We start from the raw sequence: 18,358 nt of genomic DNA, 5'->3' as shown, positions 1-18,358 counted from the left end.
GACGGCGGCCGAACCGCAGCCGTCACATCACGCACCCTGGACCGCACTCATGAACGCGAGAATCTTTTCCCGATCCTTGATGCCCTTGCCTTTTTCGACGCCACCACTGACATCCACCGCGTAGGGTTTGACCTGGGCAATCGCCTGCGCCACGTTGGCCGACGTCAGCCCGCCCGCCAGAATGACCGGTTTGCTCAGTTCACTCGGAATCAATGCCCAGTCGAACGTTTCACCCGTACCGCCGGGCACACCCTCGACGTAAGTGTCGAGAAGGACGCCGCGCGCATTACGGTAGGCACGACAGGCCTGTTCGATATCGTCACCCGCTTTCACGCGCAACGCCTTGATGTAGGGACGATGATAGCCGTCGCATTCTTCCGGCGTTTCATCGCCGTGAAACTGCAACATATCCAGCGCAACGGCATCCAGTGTTTCATTGAGCTCGCAACGGCTGGCATTGACGAACAGACCGACCGTGGTGATGAACGGCGGCAACGCGGCGATGATTGCACGCGCCTGCTGCACGCTCACGGCGCGTGGACTTTTGGCGTAAAACACCAGCCCGATGGCATCGGCGCCTGCTTCGACAGCCGCCAAGGCATCTTCTATGCGGGTAATCCCGCAGATCTTGCTGCGAACGGCTGACATGTGGTGAAAACCTCAGACCTTTCGGAAAGTCCCGGATGTTAGCAAATGCTTGCCGGGGCGTCAGCCGTCAAGTTCGGCGAAGCCCGTCAGAAAATGCGGACCGATATAACGCTCGGGCAACGGAAACTGCTCACGGTACTCGACCTGCACCAGATAGAGCCCATAGGGATGCGCGGTGACGCCCCCGGTACGACGCACTTTGCTTTCCAGCACGTCACGCGCCCATTCGACCGGACGCTCGCCTGCGCCGATGGTCATCAACACACCCGCGATGTTACGCACCATGTGATGCAGGAACGCGTTGGCGCGCACATCGATGACGATCATTTTGCCGTGCCGGGTCACGCGTAAGTGGTGCAGTTGCTTGATCGGCGACTTGGCCTGACATTGCCCGGCACGAAACGCACTGAAATCGTGGGTTCCGACCAGATGCTGCGCGGCCTCGGCCATACGCGTCACGTCGAGCGGACGATGGTTCCAGGTGATTTCCTGCCCCAGATGCGCCGGACGGATCTGATCGTTATAGATAACATAGCGGTAACGGCGGGCGATGGCCTTGAAACGCGCATGAAATTCGGCGGGCATCACCCGAGCCCAGGTCACGCTGATGTCGTGGGGCAGATTGATGTTGGCACCCATGACCCAGGCTTTCATGGAGCGCTCGGCCTGCGTATCGAAGTGCACCACCTGCCCACAGGCGTGCACACCGGCGTCCGTGCGCCCCGCGCACATGAGCGAGACCGGCGAGTCGGCCACTTTGGACAGGGCATTTTCCAGGGTTTCCTGCACCGTCAGCACGCCGGACGCCTGACGCTGCCAGCCGCAATAGCGCGACCCTTTGTATTCCACGCCCAGCGCGATTCGGGAAAAGCCCTCGGCAGCCATCTCGGCGGCCGGGTTATCTATGTTCGCCAAGGTGTTACAGCCTGTCGGTTTGCGAAAAGTCGGCCATTATACGGCCGCAAAAAAAAGACGCCACAGCGGGCGTCAAATGCGGACGGCCGCAAAAGCGGCCGTCCGGGATCAGCATGAATAAACTCAGGCAAGCCGCGAGAGCATGTCACGCGCTTCGCTTTTCTGACCGTCATCACCTTCATTGACGACTTCGTCGAGAATATCCCGCGCCCCGTCGGCATCACCCATGTCGATGTAGGCACGCGCCAGATCCAGCTTGGTCGCAGCCTCATCGGTGCCGGCCATGAAATCGAAGTCCGGCTCATCGTCCAGCGCCATGGCGTCTTCTGCGGTGAACCTTGGCTCGTCGAGAGGCGGATGCTCGAGGTTCTGCGAAAGACGGTCCAGCTCGGCATTCACATCGTCGATTTCAGATGCGAAAGCCTGACTGGCCTGGTCCGATTCGATTTCATCAGCCAGCGACAGGTCAAAGTCTTCCGGCAGTTCCAGATCGTCACTGACCGGCGGCGTCGCCAGCGGTGCAGCGTCGACAACCGGCTCGACAGGATCGTCGCCGAGGCCGAGCAGGAAATCATCCTCGTTCTTGAGCACCGGGTCCTCTTCAGTGAGGTCCAGATCGAAATCAGCCAGGTCGTCAGGTGTCGCTGCCGCCCGAGCGGCCTCCTGATCGCGCATGATCGACTCGAAGCTCAGCGCTTCATCATCAGGCGCAGCGGAAACGACCGGTTCGTCCAGCAACAGATCGTCAGGATCGGTCACAGTCGGCAGCTCTTGCGCAGCAGGCTCGTCGAACTCGTCCAGACTCAGATCGAAATCATGATCGAACTCTTCGGAGGCGACGGGTGGCTCTTCTACCACCGGAGACTCGACCTCGGACGCCACAAGAGGCTCAGCCTCCGGCTCAAGAATTGGTTCCGGCTCTGGTTCTGGCTCTGCAGAATCGTCGGCCAGCAGTTCTTCGACATACTTGGCATCCAGCTCCGCAGCCAGGGCTGCTGCTGTGGCGGCGCCTGCTGCCACAGCAACAGGCGCGACCACCGATGCAGGCTCAGCGACGACCGGCGCCACAGGGGTTTGGGTCGAGTGTGAATCTTTTAGCTGCTCGCCCTCAGCTTCAAGCTTTCCCGAGGCCACCAGTTTGCGCTCGTGCGCAGCGTAGGCCTTGTTGTTGCCCTGTTCAGCGTAGATTTCCATCAGCTTGAGACGAATATCATCACGCTCGGGCTCGTTCTTCACCGACTCTTCGAGCAGTTCGACTGCCTGATTCATACGTCCGTAAGCAATGTGGATCTCAGCCTGCACCAGGGGGTCGGCCGGTCGTTCGCGCGCAGCTGTTGCCGCTGCGGCAGCGGGACCTGCACCCATGCGCACGTTAGGCGACACGACATCGAGGCCGTCAAAGCTGGCAGGCGGTGCGTTCATGTCCATGTCGGATACGAATTGCGACTCTTCAGCCAGTGCGCGAGCCATGCGGCGGTGCTTCTCGGCTTCGGCCTTGGCAGCACGGCGGCGCGCCATGAACAGCAGGATCAGCGCAAGGATGAGCAGCACGGCACCACCGATCAACCCCAGCAATACCGGGTTGTCGAGAATCTTCTGCAGTGTGTCCTCTTCTTCCGGAGCCGCGACCGGCTCGACGGCGAGTGGCTGTTCAGCGGTTGGAGTCGCCACCTGCGCAGCGCCCGCTGGCAATGCATCTTCAGGCGCAATCTCGCCCGCTGGTTTGACCGGTGCGCCATTGGCATCGACCAGCGAAGCCGGCACGGCTGCGTTGGCTGGACTGGCAGGATCGGCTGGCGTAGCGGCAGGCGGCGGCACGGCTGCACCGGCGGCCTGCATCTTGGCCAACTGACCGTTCTTGAGTTCAACCAGACGCTGCAGCTTGTCCAGTTGGCTCTGCAGGTCGTTCATGCGGCTTTTCAGCTCGGCATTGTCGCGACGCGTGGTGTCCAGCGCTTCCTGAGCCGCTGCAAGCTTGTTGCTCAGATCGCTGTCGCCTGCGGCGCCTTTGGCGGCCGGCTTGCCGCTGGCCGAAACCAGGCTGAGGTTATCGGCGGTATCCACCTTGGAAGGTGCTGCACCGGCACGATCACGGCGAGTGGCATCCACCTGGCGCGGCCCGGCCGGGAGGCGGCGACCTTCACGCCATGCGCTGTACTGGCGGGAGACCTCGGCAACGGCCTGAGGTTGCGGCAAGGCCGTGGTCTGCTGAGGTGTCGGCAGACGCAAGACCTGACCTTTCTTCAATCGGTTGATGTTGCCGCCCATGAATGCATCAGGGTTGAGCGCCTGAATCGCGAGCATGGTCTGTTGCACGGTTCCGCCGGTACGAACCTTCGCAGCGATTTCCCACAAGGTGTCGTTGTTGGCAGTGACGTACTGGGACTGCTTGTCGGCAGCCGGCGGTGGCAGGGCCGAGCCCTGCGTCGCAGCGGGTTGTGCAGGCTGCTCGGCAGGTGTCGCCTCAGCCGATGGCGCAACGCTTGGCAGTTGAGCAGGCGCTCCGGTTTCTGCTGCGGGGGCAGCGGGAGCAGCAGGCGCGGGCGCGGCTGCAGCGGCGGCCGCCTCTGGAGAAAACTTCGGCGGATCCAGCAGCAGGCTGTATTCGCGCAGCAAACGTCCGTTTGGCCACAGCACCTGAACCAGGAACTTTACATAGGGCTCCCGGACCGGCTTGCTGGACGTGATACGCAGGACACTCTTGCCATTGGCATTGATGACCGGCGTAAAACTCAGATCATTGAGAAACGCCTGGCGCGTGATACCCGCCTGGGCGAAGTCAGCCGTCGTTGCAAGACTCGGTACAACCTGCGCGGCGTTGACGCCCTGCGCATCGGTCAACTCGATCTCGGCTACCAATGGCTGGTTCAGGGTCGACTTGACAGACAATTCCCCGAGCCCCAACGCCTGCGCCATCCCTGATGACAGCGCCGAAGCCGCAGCGATCGCTAATACCAGTTTACGAACCTGAACCATAGCCCATCCCTTGTTTAAAGATTCTCCGGCATCCGGAGAGGTAGTCCTGCGTTGGGTGTAAGGCGTATCGCCGCTAGAACAATTATTCAAAGTGTTGCCAAGTATCTTTTACACATAGTCTTTTATCAACAATTCGCCAACCTGCACAGCGTTGAGCGCTGCACCTTTGCGAACATTGTCCGAGGTTATCCACAGCTCAAGTTGCTCCGGGTCGTCTATTCCTGTCCGAACGCGTCCTACGTAAACCACGTCCTGACCGACCGCATCGCCAACGGGTGTCGGGTAATCACCGGCATCGACCAACTCAATGCCTTCGGCAGATTCGAGCGCCGCATTCACAGCAGCGAGATCGATCGGCGCGGCGGCCTGAATCGACACAGTAAAGCTGTCGCCAAAGAAAACCGGGACCTGAATGCAACTGGCAGCCACTTTCAACGAAGGCAGCGCCAACAATTCACGCACTTCCGCGACCAGACGTCGTTCCAGCGCGAGGTGCCCTGCTTCATCCGGTTTGCCGACCTGGGCCAGAACGTTGAACGCCATCTGCCGATCAAAGAATCGTGTTTCCAGAGGGCGGACGTTCAACAGCTCAGTGGTCTGGCGCGCCAGCTCGGTCACCCCTTCACGGCCTTGAGTGGAGACAGCCAGACAGGCTGTTACCGCAACATGACGCAGATCGAACAATTGGCGTAGAGGCGCCAGTGCCAGCGCAACCGCAGTGGCCGAAGCGCTCGGGCTTGATATCAGGCGCGGCGCAGCGTGGGCAGGCGCCAGCAGTTGGCCATTGATTTCAGGGACAACACTGGGTGCCTGCGCGGCGGGAAACACGCCTGAAAGATCGATAACGGCGCATCCGGCGGCCACCGCCTTCTCGGCGTGGCTGCGACTGACCGCAGGACCGGCGGCGAAGAACGCAAGCCTGACCTTGCCGAAATCGAATTCGTCGACTTCGCGCACGCGCACGTTTTTGCCGCGGAAAGGCACTGAGTGCCCTGCCGATTCGATGCTGGCCAGCAGGTGCAGATCACCGACCGGAAAATCGCGTTCTTCCAGAATCTGGACGATGGTTTCGCCGACAGTACCGGTCGCGCCTACAACGGCGATATCAATGGACTGACTCATGCAAAAACCTCAGGAAAATCAGGGAGCGGCACTTTAACCGCCGAACTGCCGACAGGCAATTGAGCCTGTCGAATACCGGGCCGTCTCAGGGCTCAAGGCCGATCCTGAAGAACACGCCATGGCTCCACACGCCCAACCAGCGCTGACCGTCGATCTCTTCGACGACTGCCAGCTCTACCAACTGGTAAAACACATTGCGATGAATCAGCGCTTCGAGGTTGGTCCGCACGTGAACATAAGGTGCGGGCTCCTGAGTCAGGGGATCGATGACAACGCGCAAGGGATGTTCGGCACTCGCCTCAACCTCGTCCTCGACGTTGGTCACGAAGCGCAATATCTGGCTGACACCCTCGCCGACCACCGCAAGTGTGACCGCAACGAACGGTGCGTCATCGACCTTGATGCCGACCCTTTCGACCGGCGTGACCAGAACATAATCGTCGCCATCACGGCGCAGGATGGTGGAGAACAACCGCACCATCGGTTTACGACCGATGGGGGTGCCCTGGTAATACCAGGTGCCATCCCGGGCGATACGCATATCGATGTCGCCACAGAACGGCGGATTCCATAGATGCACAGGCGGCAACCCCTTGGTTTTCGGGATCTGCGCAAACAGATCGCCCGCCTTGCCTGAATCGGTCATGCCTTACTCCTAACGCGCGATACCCAACAAGGTACGAGCGTAGTCCTCAAGTGGCGGACCTAGCAAATCTTCGGGACTTGTATCGTAAAGCGTCAGCAATCCGCCGCGACTGCGAATCCGCGCGCTGTCTATCAGGTAACGGGTGCTGGTTTCGATCAACATGAGCTGAATGACACCCGAGTCGACGCCCAGGCGATCCACCGCTTCCTGGTCTGACCACTGGTCACCGTTGCCGATGCGGTCGTCAGCCTTGGCGAAGCGGGTGTAGAGCAGATAATGCGCACCGGCACTGCGTGCCTCGATCATGGCTTCGTCCAGACCCAGCGGCGCAGGGGCGCGACGAACCATCGGGAAGTACTCGACGAAGCCTTTGAACGCTTCTTCGGCGACTACGTTGGGGCGTGGATAGGCTCGGCCGGGCGGCACGAAGGCACCCTGGGCGATATAGATGAACGAGTCGGGCTGCACGCGCCAGTTGGCGATACGGCGGGTTTCGCTGTGATCGAGCAGCCCCGCATCGCTGAACTGTTCTCGAACACCCTCACCCATGTCACTGACTTTCATGCAGCCGCCCAACGCCAAAAACGTCAGCAGCAAAACCAGGCTACGCATCATCCCCTCCAAATACCGGTGACGGAAAACCGGCGAATGGTCGTCGGATGCAGCTTCCGCGCCATGTTCACAAAGAGGCGTGCAGAGTCTTGAACGGCGGCACATGAAGTGCCGCCAGAGCGATCAGGAGACAGCCGGATCCGGCTTCGTTTCAGGAGGGGTATCGCCATCACGCTTGCGCTTGTTGCCCATGCGCACACCGATGTCCATCAGGAAGTGGAAGAAGCCTTCCTGATCTTCCAGCACGTTGCTCCAGAACGGCGAGTGATAAAGCGCGACGGCGCCATGCACCAGCGCCCAGGCGGCACAGTAGTGGTAATAAGGCGGGACGTCTTCCAGCTTGCCTTCGGTGATGCGGCCCTTGATCAGCAGCGTCAGGTGCTCGAAGTTGGAAGCGCGGATCTTGTGCAGTTCCTCGACCAGCTCAGGGACCTGATTGCCCTTGACCACCTTTTCCTCAAGACGGTCGAACAGGCGATAGCGCTGCGGGTCGCGCATGCGGAACTCAAAGTAGGCACGTGAAAGCGCCTCTTTGTCCTTGTCGACATCGGCCGAGTGCAGCAGCTCGTTCAAATCGCGCTCGTAATCGAGCATCAGGCGCAGATAGATTTCCGCCTTGGATTTGAAATGCTTGTAGATCGTGCCTTTGCCGATGCCGACGGCGTCCGCGATCATCTCGACCGTGACGCTGTCTTCGCCCTGCTCAAGGAACAGTTTTAGCGCGGTGTCGAGAATTTCCTGCTCACGGCGGCGAAACTCACGGACCTTACGAGGTTCTTTCTGCATAGGAAGGTCTGATTGGGATCGAAATCGAAGCCGCGTATTATGCCCAATTGCCGACAAATTGCACGGATCATCCGACCATATCGCCGTATATGAGCGAATCCATGCCTTCATCGGGCATTTGTTGATCGGTGCCGGAGACGTTTGACTCCCACCCTGCGGGGGTTTGGTACTGACGGAGGGGGGTGAGTGGTTTTTGAGTGCTCAAGAACCGGTTTGGTATTCCAAAACTGTTTAAAAAACGACCAATTCAAGCTGGACGCGCCGCGATACTGGTCAATAATTAAACCGTTGGCGCGTCATATCCCCCAAGTGACCCGCCAGTAAAGGCGCCAAAGGACAGCGTGCCTTTGTTTTACTCCTAATGGTCTTAACCCGGCTTCACCCCCCCAGAATCCGGGTTTTTTTTGCCTGCGATTTACCCGTCGATCCGGAGCAGACGATTCAGCGGGACACGTGCGCCAGCGGAAACAGACGGGTGAAGTTTTCAGTGGTCTGCTCGGCGAAACGCTCGTAGGACTCGCCCCGCAGCATCGCCAGAAACTCAGCCACTTCTCGCACATACTGCGGCAGGTTCGGCTTGCCCCGGTAAGGAATCGGCGCCAGATAGGGCGAATCGGTCTCGACCAGCAGGCGGTCGGCAGGCACCTGACGCGCCACGTCACGCAGAGCATCCGCATTGCGGAAAGTCACGATGCCGGACAGCGAAATGTAGAAACCCAGGTCCAGCGCGGCCTTGGCCATGTCCCAGTCTTCGGTGAAGCAATGCAGCACACCTGCCTGAGGCAATGCAGCCTCGCGAAGCAGGTCGAGCGTGTCGGCGCGCGCGCCTCGGGTATGCACAATGACAGGCTTGCCTGTCGTTGCCGCCGCCTGAAGATGCAGACGGAACGACGCCTGCTGCAGTTCGGCCGCTTCGGGTTCGTAGTGGTAATCCAGACCGGTTTCGCCGATCGCTACCACGCGAGGGTGGTCCAGTTCGCCCAGCAGCCAGTCCAGCGCGGGCGCCTCGCCCGGCTTGAGGTCGAGCGGATGGATACCGACCGAACAGTCGACATCGTCGTAGCGCTCAGCCAGCGCCTTTACGGCACCGGCATTCTCGGCACTGACCCCGATACACAGAAAGTGGCCGACGCCCCTGCCCCGCGCAGCCTCCAGGGCTGCGTCGAGCGAACCCTCGTGCTGGGTCAGGTCAAGGCGATCAAGGTGGCAATGGGAATCTACAAGCATGGGCAAGAGGACAACTACATCGTATGGGTAGGACGGTCGGACTTCAGAGCACCGACCAGATAGGTTTCGATCAGGTTGCGAGCGGTATTGTCGCCGTCATTGAACTGCACGCCGACACCGGCTGCGCGATTGCCCTGTGCGCCCTTGGGCGTAATCCAGGCAACACGGCCAGTAACCGGCACCTTCTCCGCCTGATCCATCAGATTGAGCAGCATGAACACTTCATCGCCCAGCTTGTAGCTTTTGCCGGTCGGAATGAACAGACCGCCGTTCCTGATGAATGGCATGTAGGCGGCATAGAGAACGGCCTTATCCTTGATGGTCAGGGACAGAATGCCGTTACGCGGGCCTGTGTTGGGCGGCAGGTTCATGACAATACCTCAACGGTTGATGAGCGCAGTCTACGCCTGTCCAGGCAGGCCTGCCCACTGGACCAACAATGCTTCGAGCAACAGCACGCGATTGAGGTTGGCCTTGGACATGACTTTCTGCCGCTGCGCCAGAACCCAATCCTGAATGTCCAGCACTTTGCCACGCGGCGATTTCTGCGCCAGGTATTGCACCACCTTGCGCATGTCGCCAAGCCCCAGGCCTTCTTCATCCTGAGTCAGCTGGTAGCGCAGAATCAGATGCGACCAGTCACAGAACCAGTCGAACAGCAGCAATAACGGTATGTCTTTCCAGCCTTCGGCCAATTGGGTCGGCGATTGCTGTTGCTTGAGCAGCTTCTTGACGCCGTCCACCACCAGTGCGCGCTGTTCGCGAACGCCCTGGGCCTGGAGCGTGACAGCAGCCAGCGGCGAACCGGCGGCCAGGGTCAGCAACTCCAGACGCTCCTGTTCGGAGCTGTCAGGCAACGCGTTGCTCAACCATGCCAGACTGGTCTGCTCATCCGGCAACGGACAGGCCTGTTGCACGCAGCGACTCTTGACCGTTGGCAACAGGCGGCTGGGCTGGTGACTGACCAACAGCAGCACGGTATTGCCGGACGGTTCCTCAAGGCTTTTCAACAGGGCGTTGGCAGCATTGATGTTCATCGCCTCGACCGGCTCGATGAGCACGACCTTGCGGCCGCCCATCTGCGAGGTCTGCACAACGAAGCTGACCAGATCGCGAACCTGATCCACCTTGATCGGCTTGTCGGCCTCTTCAGGCTCCAGCACGTAGTTGTCGGGATGGCTGCCAGCGGCCAGCAGCAGACAGGATTTGCAGGATCCACAGGCATCGAGTCCGTCCAGCCGCTGACACAGCAGACTGGCCATCAAACGCTCGGCGAGCGCCCGCTTGCCGATACCGGCAGGACCGTGCAGCAGGTAGGCATGCGCATGCTGAGCGCGCCCCGCCATCTGCTGCCACAGTGCCTGCTGCCACGGATAGGCTTCAGCCACGTTGCAACTCCAGCAGTTGCGGCAACAGGGCATCCAGAGAGCGCTGCACGTCGGTCAGTGTCTGCGCGGCATCCACCAGCCGGTAACGCGAAGGCTCGGCGGCGGCACGGGCCAGATAGGTGCTGCGCACGGCATCGAAAAACGCACGGCCTTCCTGCTCGAAGCGATCCAGACGGCCCCGCGCTGCGGCACGCGACAGGCCGACTTCCACCGGAAGGTCGAACACCAGCGTCAGATCCGGGCGCAGATCACCCTGAACGAACTGCTCCAGCGCCGCGATGCGCTCATGGGACAAGCCTCGCCCGCCGCCCTGATAGGCATAGGTCGCATCGGTGAATCGATCGCACAGAACCACTTCACCGCGCGCCAGCGCCGGACGAATCACTTCGGCCAGGTGTTGCGCACGGGCTGCGAACACCAGCAGCAGCTCGGTGTCGGCGCACATGGCTTCGTCACTGGGCGCGAGCAACAGCTCACGAATACGCTCGGCCAGCGGCGTACCGCCGGGTTCGCGAGTCAACAGTACCTGGACGCCCTGAGCGCGAAGCTGCGCTGCCAGGTATTCACGGTTGGTACTTTTGCCAGCCCCTTCAGGGCCTTCGAGGGTGATGAACAGGCCGGTCACAGGCAATCCTTAGTCATATTCATTGCGAAGCAGGCTCGCCTTGCGGGGCGTCCGGGCCATCCCCGGATACAGGCTCGGAAGCGTTCGAGTCGGGCTCGGGGGAAGCGCTGGGGGTCGGTGCCGACACCGGTGCAGGGCTGGATCGATAATCCGCGCGTCGTTTGATCTGGTATTCACGCACCGCGGCGTTGTGAGCATCCAGATCATTGGAAAATACGTGGCTGCCGTCACCCTTGGCCACGAAGTACAGGCTGTCGCCCGACACCGGATTGAGCGCGGCATGAATCGCTTCGCGCCCTACCAGCGAAATGGGCGTTGGCGGCATCCCGGCAATCACGTAGGTATTGTAGGGCGTGGCCTGCTTGAGGTCGGCCCGGGTCAGCTTGCCGTTGTAGCGCTCGCCCATGCCGTAGATCACGGTCGGATCGGTCTGCAACTGCATGCCCAGCTTCAGGCGGCGTACGAATACGCCTGCAATCTGCCCGCGCTCCTGAGGCACACCGGTTTCCTTCTCGACCAGCGACGCCATGATCAGCGCCTGATACGGATCGGCATAGGGCGCGTCGGCCGCTCGCGCTGCCCATTCCTCGTCCAGTACCTCTTCCAGACGGGCATAGGCCTGCTTGAGCACTTCGGCATCGGTCATGCCGCGCACATAGCGGTAGGTGTCCGGAAAGAAGCGCCCTTCGGGAAATACGTCTGGATGGCCGATTTTCGTCATCAGTTCGGCATCGCTGAGGCCCGCCAGCGTCTGATCAAGCTTGGCCTGTTTGGCCAGCGCCGCGCGGACCTGCCGGAAATTCCAGCCTTCGACCAGCGTCAGGCTGTATTGCACCACTTCCTTGCGCTTCCAGACGCCGAACAATGCATCGACGTCCATCCCCGGCACCATGCGGTATTCACCACTGTGCAGCGCCTGACCGGACAGATTGAGGCGCCAGTACAAACGCAGCCAGAAGGCATCCTTGATGACGCCCTCGGTCTGCAGGCGATTGAGAACGCCGGTGGGTGTCGAACCGGCCGGCACGTCCAACAGTTGTTCCTGAGTAATCTCAAGAGGCTGGTGCAGCGCCTGATACTGCTGCCAGAACGCGAAACCCAGCGCCAGGCCTGCCAGGACGAGTGCGGTTTCCAGCAACACCAATATTTTTCGGATCACGTATCAGATATCCAGAAGGCTGCAAGCGATGCCTTGCAGTTTACGGGTGAGCGGGCCAACCGGCCAGCCGAGGTGTTCAAAGGCGCGGACCGGCCAGATGCCATAGACGCTGTTGCACAGAAAGACTTCGTCCGCCTGCGCAAGATCGGATGCGCTCAGATCCCGGATATCGACATCGATACCCAGCATGGGTGCCTGATGCAGCAATTCGGCACGCATCACGCCGGCCACGCCGCACCGGGTCAGGTCCGCAGTCAACAGGCGTCCCTTCGAAACCAGAAACACATTGCTGTACACGCCTTCGATCAAACGACCCGAGGTATCGCACATCAACCCTTCGGCATGCTCGCTGTCCTGCCACTCCGAACGTGCGAGTACCTGCTCCAGACGATTCAGGTGCTTGAGACCCGCCAACAACGGCTGTTCAGCCAGACGGGTCTTGCAGGGAAACAGGCGTACGCCCTGCTCGGCATGGGATGCCGGGTACAAGGGTGAAGGACCACCCTGCAGGATTCGACGCGAGCGAGAGTCCGGAGCGGGACCATACCCGCGCTGGCTGTCGCCACGGGTCAGGATGAGCTTCATTACGCCCTCGCCAAGCTGGGCAGCGAAGCGGGTCATCTCGGAACGAACCAGCGCCTGATCGATCGGAATCGACAGGCGCTGACAGGCTGTTTCAAGGCGCTGCAAATGGCGTTCAAACAGCAGCGGTTGCCCTGATTTCACTGCGACGGTTTCAAAAACCCCGTCGCCATAGGCCAGCCCCCTGTCCTTGAGGGACACAGAGTCGGCCAGGCAGCCGTCGATCCAGCTGAGCATTACTCGGTAAACCGGCGGAACACCAGCGAGCCATTGGTGCCGCCAAATCCGAAGGAGTTAGACAGAACGACGTCGATCGGCATCCGACGTGCTTCATGAGGCACGAAGTCCAGATCACAGCCTTCGCTCGGCTCGTCCAGGTTGATGGTCGGCGGCGCGACCTGATCAACCAGCGCGAGCACACTGAAGATGGCTTCGACAGCACCGGCAGCACCCAGAAGGTGGCCTGTCATCGACTTGGTGGAGCTGACCGCGAGCTTGTAGGCATGGTCGCCGAACACACTCTTGATCGCCGACGCTTCGGCCAGGTCACCAGCAGGCGTCGAGGTGCCATGGGCATTGATGTACTGCACCTGCTCGGGGTTGACCTTGGCATCGCGCAAGGCGTTGACCACGCAGCGTGCAGCACCGGCGCCGTCGTCCGGCGGTGAAGTCATGTGGAACGCATCACCGCTCATGCCGAAACCGACCAGCTCGGCGTAGATGGTCGCGCCGCGTGCCTTGGCGTGCTCGAGTTCTTCGAGAACCATCGCACCGGCACCGTCGGACAGGACGAAGCCATCACGGCCCTTGTCCCACGGACGACTGGCACGGGCCGGATCGTCATTGCGGGTCGACAGCGCACGCGCCGCACCGAAGCCGCCCAGACCAAGACCACAGGCTGCCATTTCGGCACCACCGGCAATCATGACGTCAGCTTCGTCGTAGGCAATGTTGCGTGCCGCCATGCCAATGCAGTGAGTCGCCGTGGTGCAGGCGGTCGCGATGGCGTAATTGGGTCCCTGTGCACCCAGATGGATGGACAGGAAACCGGAAATCATGTTGATGATCGAGCCCGGTACAAAAAACGGAGAAATCCGCCCCGGCCCCTGATCGTGCAGCAGACGACTGCTGTTCTCGATGTTGGTCAGACCACCAATTCCCGAACCCATGGCAACGCCGATGCGCTCGCGATTTGCGTCGGTGACTTCAAGACCCGCATTGCGCACAGCCTGAAAGCTGGCCGCAAGTCCGTACTGAATGAAGAGATCGAGCCGGCGCGCCTCTTTGGGTGCCAGGTATTCTTCCACGTTGAATCCCTTGACCGAACCGCCGAAACGGGTGGTGAAGGCAGACAGATCCGTGTGCTCGATAAGGCCAATGCCACTGCGGCCCGCCAGAATGCCTTGCCAACTGCTGGGCACATCATTACCCAGTGGCGACAGCATGCCCATCCCGGTGACCACGACGCGTCTACGCGACACAGGACTCTCCTTCTCTCTTGTTAACGGAACATCACAACGTTTTTTAAAGAAAAAACCGCACGCCGTTTAAAGCAGTGCGGTTTTCCCCGTGCAGCAAGCAGCGATTCCGAATCTTAAGCCTGGTGGCTGTTGACGTAATCGATAGCAGCTTGAACGGTAGTGATCTTTTCCGCTTCTTCGTCAGGGATTTCGGTCTCGAATTCCTCTTCCAGAGCCATTACCAGCTCAACGGTGTCCAGGGAGTCAGCGCCCAGGTCTTCAACGAAAGAAGCAGTGTTGACAACCTCTTCTTCCTTGACGCCAAGTTGCTCGGCAACGATTTTCTTGACGCGCTCTTCGATGGTGCTCATACCTAGTTTTAACTCCTAGTGGAAATATTCAGGCATCTGGCCAGAGGGTAAGTGTATAGAAGAGGTTTTACGTTTTTCAAGCGTAACGCTCTCCGCCTTTGCCCCATCGCCCTTCTGCCCATTTATAGATTGCAGCTTTATAACGGATTTTAGACAGATCTTATGACATTTTTTTGAAACAGATCGTCACATTCAGCTCATGTACATGCCGCCGTTGACCGGGATTGTCGCCCCGGTCACGTAGCCTGCGCCCTCGGAAGCGAGGAAAGACACCACATTGGCGATTTCCTGCGCCTGTCCCAGACGGCCCAGAGGAATCTGGGTCAGCAACGCTTCACGCTGTGCTTCAGGCAATTCACGCGTCATGTCGGTATCAATGAAACCTGGCGCCACCGAGTTCACGGTCACTGCACGCGAACCCACTTCACGGGCAAGAGCACGGCTGAAACCTTCCAGCCCTGCCTTCGCGGAAGCATAGTTTACTTGACCGGCGTTGCCCATGGCACCCACTACGGAGCCGATGCTGATGATACGGCCCCAGCGAGCCTTGGTCATGCCGCGCAAAACACCCTTGGAAAGCCGGAACAGGCTGTTCAGGTTGGTATTGACCACGTCGTACCATTCGTCATCTTTCATGCGCATCATTAGATTGTCACGTGTGATGCCAGCGTTATTGACGAGGATCAACGGTGCGCCAACGCGCGCCTGAATGGTCGACAGCACGGAATCGACGGATTCGGCGCTGCATACGTCCAGCATCAGGCCGAAACCTTCGATGCCGGCTTCCTTGAATGCCGCGCTGATACGCTCGGCACCGGACTCGGACGTCGCGGTGCCCACGACCACAGCACCATTGCGGCCCAATTCCAGGGCGATGGCTTGACCAATACCACGACTGGCACCGGTCACCAGTGCAACTTTACCTTGCAGGCTCATGCAGGCTTCTCCTAATCAGACCAGTGCCGCACGCGCAGCGGCAAAGGCGTCTGGGGTATCCAGGTTGTAAGTAATCACGCCCTCGGCGCAACGCTTGTTCAGACCGGCAAGCACCTTGCCCGGCCCACATTCCACCAGCTGGGTAGCCCCACGGCTTGCCAGACACTGGATGGATTCCACCCAGCGCACAGGCTTGTACAACTGTTCGAGCAGGTCGCGCTTGAGCGTCGCCAGATCACTGACTGCACTGGCGCTGACATTCTGCACCAGAGCGATTTCCGGCGCCTGCCACTCGATGGCTTCAACGGATTCGGCGAAACGCTCGGCAGCCGGGCGCATCAGCTCGCAGTGCGAAGGAACGCTGACCGGCAATGGCAGAGCGCGCTTGGCACCCCGCGCCTTGCACAGCTCCATCGCACGCTTGACGGCCTCGGCAGAACCGGCGATGACCACCTGACCCGGCGAGTTGAAGTTCACTGCGCTGACCACTTCGCCCTGAGCCGCTTCGGCACAGGCAGCGATGACATCGGCGTCGTCCAGACCCAGAATTGCGGCCATGCCACCTTGACCGGCCGGAACGGCTTCCTGCATCAACTGACCACGGCGCTCGACGAGTCTGACCGCGTCTTCCAGGCTCAGGCTCTGCGCAGCGACCAGAGCGCTGTATTCACCCAGACTGTGACCTGCAACAAATGCAGGAACAGCGCCGCCTTCAGCCAGCCAGACATGCCACAGCGCAACCGAGGCGGTCAGGATGGCAGGCTGGGTCTTGTCAGTCTGATTGAGCAATTCGGCAGGACCGCTCTGGGTCAGCGCCCACAGGTCATAGCCCAGCGCTTCGGACGCCTGTTCAAAAGTATCGAGGATCAACGGATGCTCAGCAGCCTGCTCGGCAAGCATGCCCAGCGATTGCGATCCTTGACCCGGAAATACGAATGCGAGGGATGCAGACATTTAACAAGCCTCTGAAGTGTTGTAGCTGAAATAGGCATTCGGACGAACCGAACACGTGTATTCAAACATGGGTGTTCAAATTTACCCGACTGCCGGTTTGGATGACCGAGCAGTCGGATGCGTCACATTTTCACGACTGGCCGTTCTGCAGCATCGCTTCGAGCCGCCCACGAAGGCGTTCCGGCTGATTCTCCCGAGTCTCGATCAACGCGCGCTGAATCGCACTCTGGAAGCCTTGAACGCTTGCCGAACCGTGACTTTTCACAACGATACCCTGAAGACCCAGCAGACTGGCGCCATTATGGCGGGCCGGTGCCAGATCAGCCTGCAGACGCTTCAACATCGGCAATGCCAGACCACCTACCGCGCGGGTCAACAGATTGCGCTTGAACAGCATCTCGATCCGGGCGGCGATCATTGCCGCCAGGCCTTCGCTGGACTTGAGCAGGACATTGCCGACAAAACCGTCGCACACCACCACATCAGCCTCGCCCCGGTACAAGCCGTCACCTTCCACGTAGCCGATGTAATTGAGACCCGGCGCCGCCTGCAGCAGAGCGGCCGCCTGCTTGACCTGCTGATTGCCCTTGATATCTTCGGTGCCGACATTCAGCAACGCCACTTTCGGTCTTGCGACCCCCAGCGTCTCGGCCATCACGGAACCCATGACCGCGAACTGATACAGCGCCTCGGCACTGCAATCGACGTTGGCGCCCAGATCCAGCAACTGACAATAGCCTGTGCGTGTCGGGATGGCGGCAATCATCGCCGGGCGGTCAATACCCGGCAACGTCTTGAGCACGAAACGTGACAGCGCCATCAGGGCTCCTGTATTGCCTGCACTGACGCAGGCCTGGGCCTTGCCACTGGCGACCAGCTCAAGCGCAACACGCATCGACGAGTCAGGTTTGCCACGCAGTGCCTGTGACGGACGCTCGTCCATCGTAACGACTTCGCTGGCATTGACGATTTGCAGGCGCGAGCGATCCACACCGGAATGGCGGGCAATCAGTTCTTCAATAAGGGGTGTTTGGCCGACAAGGGCCAGATGAAGCGAGGGCGTAGCAGTCAGGCACGCGAGGCTTGCCTGAACAATGTTGCGGGGACCGAAGTCCCCGCCCATTGCGTCGATCGCAATGATCGGAGCGGACAAGAAATTACTCGTCAGCGCCCTTGTCGATCACTTTACGACCACGGTATACGCCTTCTGGCGATACGTGGTGACGCAGGTGAATTTCACCAGTGGTCTTTTCTACCGACAAAGTGCTTGCCTCAAGAGCGTCGTGCGAACGACGCATGTCACGGGCAGAGCGGGATTTTTTGTTCTGCTGAACAGCCATAATTGATTAACTCCTAAACGTTTGGGTCACGCTTTAACTGCGCCAATACACTGAACGGGTTGGACCGTGTCACCTCGTCCACGCTCGGTTCGGGCTCATCGAGACCCGCCGGTTGCTGGCATTCTTCCGGATGATGAGCAGGCACGATGGGCAAGGCGAGCAAAAGCTCCTCCTCGATCAGTGCCAGCAGATCCAAAGGATCTTCGCCCAGTTCCAGCACGTCATAACCTTTCGGTAACGACTGGGTATTCGCACCCTCCTTCACCACAGCGTAACTGCACTCGCTGTGGATCGGCAGGGTGACCAGCTCAAGACAACGCTGGCAAACCATCTTGACCGAGACGTCTATCGCACTGTGGATAACCACCGAACGGCGTTCGTCACGCTCGAAAATGAATTTGGCCTGCACCGTACCGACATTGTCGGCAAGCGGGTCGCAGAGTCTCTCCAAATCGGCCAGCAGCACTTCACCCTGAAGGGTAGTGCCGCGATCAGCCAATTTGCGCGGGTCAACGTGAGGTGGAATCGGGTCATTCAACATAGGCGCAGCATTCTAGGGATGCCCCCCTGGCATGTCAAAGGAAATTCAGGTCTGTTCGCATCTCTTATGG

20 protein-coding genes are annotated in these 18,358 nt (G+C 60.0%); all 20 read right to left on the bottom strand.

Features of this window, described 5'->3' with window-relative positions; all coding sequences use genetic code 11:
- Positions 1-27: 27 nt before the first annotated feature.
- Positions 28-648 (bottom strand): phosphoribosylanthranilate isomerase, encoded by a 621-nt coding sequence (locus tag AO065_RS24505; RefSeq protein ID WP_004884548.1) that lies wholly within the window; start codon positions 646-648, stop codon positions 28-30.
- A 60-nt stretch (positions 649-708) separates the two neighbouring features.
- A complete protein-coding gene (truA, locus tag AO065_RS24500; protein WP_004884553.1) occupies positions 709-1,533 on the bottom strand; it encodes a tRNA pseudouridine(38-40) synthase TruA in 825 nt (274 codons plus the stop codon).
- 153 nt (positions 1,534-1,686) lie between these two features.
- Positions 1,687-4,539 (bottom strand): motility hub landmark protein FimV, encoded by a 2,853-nt coding sequence (locus AO065_RS24495; RefSeq protein WP_004884554.1) that lies wholly within the window; start codon positions 4,537-4,539, stop codon positions 1,687-1,689.
- A gap of 108 nt (positions 4,540-4,647) precedes the next feature.
- Positions 4,648-5,661 (bottom strand): aspartate-semialdehyde dehydrogenase, encoded by a 1,014-nt coding sequence (locus tag AO065_RS24490; protein ID WP_004884556.1) that lies wholly within the window; start codon positions 5,659-5,661, stop codon positions 4,648-4,650.
- Between the two features lie 85 nt (positions 5,662-5,746).
- Positions 5,747-6,307 carry a DUF1285 domain-containing protein gene (locus tag AO065_RS24485; RefSeq protein ID WP_004884558.1) on the bottom strand — a complete coding sequence of 187 codons (561 nt, stop codon included), beginning with the start codon at positions 6,305-6,307 and terminating at the stop codon, positions 5,747-5,749.
- Positions 6,308-6,316: 9 nt separating this feature from the next.
- Positions 6,317-6,919, bottom strand: a complete 603-nt coding sequence (locus AO065_RS24480) for a DUF4823 domain-containing protein (RefSeq protein WP_004884561.1) — start codon at positions 6,917-6,919, stop codon at positions 6,317-6,319.
- 123 nt (positions 6,920-7,042) lie between these two features.
- The gene (locus AO065_RS24475; RefSeq protein ID WP_004884565.1) at positions 7,043-7,705 is read right to left on the bottom strand and encodes a TetR/AcrR family transcriptional regulator; all 663 of its coding nucleotides are present in this window, start codon (positions 7,703-7,705) and stop codon (positions 7,043-7,045) included.
- Between the two features lie 441 nt (positions 7,706-8,146).
- Entirely contained in the window at positions 8,147-8,932 is a 786-nt protein-coding gene (locus tag AO065_RS24470) for a TatD family hydrolase (protein WP_004884567.1), read from the bottom strand.
- A gap of 14 nt (positions 8,933-8,946) precedes the next feature.
- Positions 8,947-9,303, bottom strand: a complete 357-nt coding sequence (locus tag AO065_RS24465) for a PilZ domain-containing protein (protein ID WP_004884570.1) — start codon at positions 9,301-9,303, stop codon at positions 8,947-8,949.
- A gap of 30 nt (positions 9,304-9,333) precedes the next feature.
- Positions 9,334-10,320, bottom strand: a complete 987-nt coding sequence (locus AO065_RS24460; protein ID WP_004884571.1) for a DNA polymerase III subunit delta' — start codon at positions 10,318-10,320, stop codon at positions 9,334-9,336.
- Positions 10,313-10,945 carry a dTMP kinase gene (gene tmk / locus AO065_RS24455; RefSeq protein ID WP_004884572.1) on the bottom strand — a complete coding sequence of 211 codons (633 nt, stop codon included), beginning with the start codon at positions 10,943-10,945 and terminating at the stop codon, positions 10,313-10,315. Before tmk ends, AO065_RS24460 begins: the two co-directional genes overlap by 8 nt.
- Before the next feature lie 19 nt (positions 10,946-10,964).
- Positions 10,965-12,104 (bottom strand): endolytic transglycosylase MltG, encoded by a 1,140-nt coding sequence (mltG, locus tag AO065_RS24450; protein WP_004884574.1) that lies wholly within the window; start codon positions 12,102-12,104, stop codon positions 10,965-10,967.
- 3 nt (positions 12,105-12,107) lie between these two features.
- The gene (pabC, locus tag AO065_RS24445; RefSeq protein ID WP_004884575.1) at positions 12,108-12,923 is read right to left on the bottom strand and encodes an aminodeoxychorismate lyase; all 816 of its coding nucleotides are present in this window, start codon (positions 12,921-12,923) and stop codon (positions 12,108-12,110) included.
- A complete protein-coding gene (fabF, locus tag AO065_RS24440; RefSeq protein ID WP_004884576.1) occupies positions 12,923-14,167 on the bottom strand; it encodes a beta-ketoacyl-ACP synthase II in 1,245 nt (414 codons plus the stop codon). The genes pabC and fabF overlap by 1 nt, the downstream gene beginning before the upstream one ends.
- Before the next feature lie 113 nt (positions 14,168-14,280).
- Positions 14,281-14,517, bottom strand: a complete 237-nt coding sequence (gene acpP / locus AO065_RS24435) for an acyl carrier protein (protein ID WP_004884578.1) — start codon at positions 14,515-14,517, stop codon at positions 14,281-14,283.
- A 192-nt stretch (positions 14,518-14,709) separates the two neighbouring features.
- Entirely contained in the window at positions 14,710-15,453 is a 744-nt protein-coding gene (gene fabG / locus AO065_RS24430) for a 3-oxoacyl-ACP reductase FabG (RefSeq protein ID WP_004884579.1), read from the bottom strand.
- Between the two features lie 15 nt (positions 15,454-15,468).
- A complete protein-coding gene (gene fabD / locus AO065_RS24425) occupies positions 15,469-16,407 on the bottom strand; it encodes an ACP S-malonyltransferase (protein WP_032651736.1) in 939 nt (312 codons plus the stop codon).
- Positions 16,408-16,537: 130 nt separating this feature from the next.
- Positions 16,538-17,560, bottom strand: a complete 1,023-nt coding sequence (gene plsX, locus AO065_RS24420) for a phosphate acyltransferase PlsX (protein WP_004884583.1) — start codon at positions 17,558-17,560, stop codon at positions 16,538-16,540.
- Positions 17,561-17,564: 4 nt separating this feature from the next.
- Positions 17,565-17,747: a 50S ribosomal protein L32 gene (rpmF, locus tag AO065_RS24415; RefSeq protein WP_002552688.1), complete on the bottom strand. Its 183-nt coding sequence runs from the start codon at positions 17,745-17,747 to the stop codon at positions 17,565-17,567.
- Positions 17,748-17,760: 13 nt separating this feature from the next.
- On the bottom strand, positions 17,761-18,288 hold the full coding sequence (locus AO065_RS24410) for a YceD family protein (RefSeq protein WP_004884585.1): 528 nt from the start codon (positions 18,286-18,288) through the stop codon (positions 17,761-17,763).
- Positions 18,289-18,358 lie beyond the last annotated feature (70 nt).

This window comes from Pseudomonas viridiflava (assembly GCF_001642795.1).
Lineage (GTDB): Bacteria > Pseudomonadota > Gammaproteobacteria > Pseudomonadales > Pseudomonadaceae > Aquipseudomonas > Aquipseudomonas viridiflava.
This window is presented reverse-complemented; position numbering and strand designations above follow the sequence as displayed.